Raw genomic sequence first — 1,320 nt, 5'->3', positions numbered from 1 at the left:
GCTCTGAAGCTTCTATAGATCGTCAAGCTGTGGGAGACAGCCGGGGTGCTCCGCTGAATGCGCTGGTGAGGTGGTGGTAGACCTCGCGTGCGACAAAACGCTTGAGGCATCTGAAGATGTCCTTCGTCTTGAGTCCCTCTTGGGTGCGTCGTGTTACGTAGTCGCGAGTGCGCGGGTCGTGGCGCATGCGGACCAGCACGATGGTGTGCAGCGCGCGGTTGGCCTGGCGGTCTCCGCCTCGGTTGAGTCGGTGGCGGTCGGTGCGCCCGGAAGAGGCTGGCACCGGCGCGGCTGCGCACAGGTGGGCGAAGGAGGCTTCTGAGGCGAGTCTGTCGGGGTTGTCCCCGGCGGTGACCAGTAACTGCCCGGCGGTTTCGGTCCCGACGCCCTGCAGCGCGAGCAGGCCGGGTGCCGTGCGGGTGATCAGGAGGCGCAGGTCGCCGTCCGCTTCCGCTATCTCCTCGCTCAAGTGCCGGTACCGCCTGGCCAGGCGTTTGAGGGCGAGTTTGACGGCTGTGGCCGGGTCGGTGAGATCGGTGCCGGGGCGGCTGGCGGCCAGCCGTCGGACCAGTTCGGTGGTTGTCAGCGAGCGCAGTGCTTCGCGCACCGCGGCAGGCGCGGTAATGATCAGGGATTTGATCTGGTTGATGGTCTGGGTGCGGGCCTTAACGGCGCTGGCGCGTACCACGCGCAATCCGCGGATCGCTTCGACCGCGCCATCGCGGCTCTTCGGGATGCCGGTGGCGCGGCCTGCGAGGACCGCGGTGGCGGCGGCGTAGGCGTCGATGGAGTCCGACTTCCCTGCCGCGCGGCGAGCCCGGCGATCGGGTCGGTCCACCTCGATGACGCCGACCTGGTTGGCTCGGAGGTAGCGGCCGAGTTCAGCACCGAAGGAGCCTGTCCCCTCCATGCCTACCACCAGCACTTGGCCGTGGGATTGCAGCCATTCCAGCAGGTCGCGGTAGCCCGCAGGCGTTGTGGGGAAGGCTTTGGTGGCCAGGTGCCGGCCGATGGTGTCGATGACGGCGGCTTGGTGAACGTCGGTGTGGGTGTCGATCCCACCGATCACCTCGACGGGCTGTGGCATGGTGGCCGGGTTCCTTCCGCGCGGCGAGTGGGCTCGCGCGTGCCGGCCCGCAGACGGACACGACTGTGATGGGACCACGTAGGTCAAGCTTCTATGAGGTCACGATCGCTGGCCGGCACACGCAATGACACCGCTCGGGAGGCCGACGATTCAGAGCGAGGACAACCGAAGCGTCAATCGGGGATTGGGTCAGACCCCCCGAGCGGTGCAGCCTCATCCTCACAGTCGGGGAT

General features: G+C 67.5%; 1 protein-coding gene. It reads right to left on the bottom strand.

Annotated features, from left to right (window positions below; all coding sequences use genetic code 11):
• Positions 1–22 precede the first annotated feature (22 nt).
• Positions 23–1,087 carry an IS110 family transposase gene (locus ACIQZO_RS40505; RefSeq protein WP_403636439.1) on the bottom strand — a complete coding sequence of 355 codons (1,065 nt, stop codon included), beginning with the start codon at positions 1,085–1,087 and terminating at the stop codon, positions 23–25.
• Positions 1,088–1,320 lie beyond the last annotated feature (233 nt).

This window comes from Streptomyces sp. NPDC097617 (genome assembly GCF_044761485.1).
Taxonomy (GTDB): domain Bacteria; phylum Actinomycetota; class Actinomycetes; order Streptomycetales; family Streptomycetaceae; genus Streptomyces.
This window is presented reverse-complemented; position numbering and strand designations above follow the sequence as displayed.